The following is a 2,303-nucleotide window of genomic DNA, read 5'->3' as shown; positions in this document are numbered from 1 at the left end:
GCTGGCTCCGCTTCCGCCGCTCGTTCTGATCGGCTTACGACTACTTGAAGAAACCCGGCGGGCAACTGCCGGGTTTTTTTGTTTTCCAACTACCCGGCCTGATCAACGCTCTTCATAGCAGCCTCGATAACTTTCGACGCCTCGTCCAAGCGAAGCAAATCGATTGGTGCTTCTTGCCCTAAATCGTCACAAGGACTGATCATCCACAACCACGCTAACCTTTGATTTGGGAAACTTTCGGCTATCTCTGCGAGTCCAGTGACCGGTCTGCCGTCGACAAACTGGGCCAGCGGAAAGACATATTTTCGAGCCCCCTTCCGCAGACCGATTACTAATTTTTGACGTTGCCAGCGGTGCAGAGTTGAGCGTGCGATGCCGAAGTGGCGCTCAAGGTATGTAGGTCCTGCGGTTGGGCCAGCCCACTTATCTACGCTTATGTCTTGCTCGTGGGGTTGCTCATCGTTTGTGCGCTCAGGAGTTGTATCTCCGGCGTTCACCAACGTCGCGGCCAACGCGATTTCCTCGGACAATTTCTGTAATAATGCTGTCTGACTGCGGGCCACTTGCCGCTGCCGTTTTTCTGGTAAACGTGCGATCATTGCCACAACTTCTCCGGCTAAGCGGCCGCATAGCAGAATCGCGGGCTTGCTCATGTCAGTAGCATAACGTGCAACCACATCCTCGACCTCTCCAGCGATTATTCCGGCGACACGGATTGATTCTCGAGTGGCCATGCTGATCCCCAATTAGATCTGATTCGTTCTGCAATATCGGAGTAACGCGGTACCGTTCAAAAGAGACCAGATGCAAGGGAACTGCACGTCTATTGAGGGTCGCGGGGTCGCCACCTGCGACTATGGGCCATGACCGATTGTCTGACATCATCGTCAGCTGCCAAGTCTCAAAAAGTCAGCGCAAAGGTAAATCCGCGATAACCTCGTTACGTTGCCCGTGACCGCGGGCTCACGTCGGTTACCCGGTCGAGCAGCGGCGGTGCGAAATGCAAGTCCGAGCGGTGCACGGCCGAATGGTCGACTTAGACTAGCCCACACTTGCCATCACCTCTTCCAGGTCGAGAAGGCGAAGATGTAGGCCAGATACCAGCGTGCGCACAAGCAGGATCACCGATCGGACGAGGACATAGAAAACTTCCCTGAAACGCAGAAGACCTACGAGACCGCGGTGCCCGGCCAGAAAATTTCCGACACAACCGTGAAAAGCATCACCGGAGCATGGCCCGCTGCCATTCTAAATCCCAGAGAACTCTAGAAAGTCTTCAGGTAGACATGTTTCGCGTCAGGGCAGGGCGCTCTTACTAGCGATCTTACTTAGAGATGATGGATACGATGGCGCGCTCGCCCGTTTGCAATCTCGGCAATCATTTGTCCTGCGCTACGTCACGCGTCGGTAGCCGACATTGACATCTCAATGTGACCGACGGTGACGGTGGGCATTTCGTCGCGCGAGAACCTCCATCAACTCTTCACCGGGCTTCTTCGCCCCTGAGAACAGCATCACAAAGATACGCCGATCGCGTGGTGGCGGCACCACCAGCGTGTCCGTCATCGCGTGCGCGGGCAGGTGCGATAGCGTGCGGGCAGCGCGAAACAACTTGTCGGCAACTGATCTAAATTGGAGTTTGTAACCTTTAGGTGTCATCGGCTGCCCTTTGCAGGCTCCTCCCGGCTGCGAGCTGCGGTGCAGCAGGCCTGGACATGGCGGCTTCGCAGACGTCTCGTTGTGACTTGCTCGGCGCCATCCGACCTTCCAGCGTGGGATTTACGTTGTGACGGAGGGAAAGCATGCCGCGGTATCCGGATCCGATGAAACGCGGCCATCACGAGCGGCAGCGGCAATACCGTTTGCGGCTGGCTGCAAGGTGCGCGCCAGAGGCCGACAGCGTGGACGCAGCACTCGCGGCCACCACGGTCTGTTATATCGATGCCATCAATGACGGTTACACAACCACATCCACTGAACCGACCGCCGCGTTGCTGATGCGGGGAGCACTCAACCTGTTGATCGCGGACGGCTATGACCGGGTGGAGGCCTTAGCCGTGCTGCGCCGGCGGCTGACGCGGCAGGGCAGACGCGATCTTGGCCACCTCACAGAGCGTTCACGGATCCGCACCCGGATGCGACGCCCATGAGCAGGAGACGATCTCCCCACGTTACTCTATACTTATGAATCGGAAATCTCGATGTCACATCGTGGGATTTGCAGCATTGCCGCAGTGCTGTGTCAAGCGAATCCAGGAACTGACCCCTTTTTCGAATTGAAGAACTAACCCCCTTTCATTGGT

General features: G+C 56.7%; 2 protein-coding genes. One reads left to right on the top strand and one right to left on the bottom strand.

Annotated elements, in window-relative coordinates:
• Positions 1-89 precede the first annotated feature (89 nt).
• Positions 90-734 (bottom strand): antitoxin Xre/MbcA/ParS-like domain-containing protein, encoded by a 645-nt coding sequence (locus ACLKMW_RS26350; protein ID WP_415727485.1) that lies wholly within the window; start codon positions 732-734, stop codon positions 90-92.
• A 1,068-nt stretch (positions 735-1,802) separates the two neighbouring features.
• Here ACLKMW_RS26350 and ACLKMW_RS26345 point away from each other — a divergent pair.
• The gene (locus ACLKMW_RS26345) at positions 1,803-2,150 is read left to right on the top strand and encodes a hypothetical protein (protein WP_415727484.1); all 348 of its coding nucleotides are present in this window, start codon (positions 1,803-1,805) and stop codon (positions 2,148-2,150) included.
• Positions 2,151-2,303: the final 153 nt, after the last annotated feature.

Origin of the sequence: Borborobacter xinjiangensis (assembly GCF_047739745.1) — a bacterium.
Lineage (GTDB): Bacteria > Pseudomonadota > Alphaproteobacteria > Rhizobiales > Rhizobiaceae > Pseudaminobacter.
This window is presented reverse-complemented; position numbering and strand designations above follow the sequence as displayed.

Excerpts from the sequence above, each read along its gene's own strand:
- ACLKMW_RS26350 (WP_415727485.1), bottom strand. The coding sequence starts at position 734 with ATGGCCACTCGAGAATCAATCCGTGTCGCCGGAATAATCGCTGGAGAG.
- ACLKMW_RS26345 (WP_415727484.1), top strand. The coding sequence starts at position 1,803 with ATGCCGCGGTATCCGGATCCGATGAAACGCGGCCATCACGAGCGGCAG.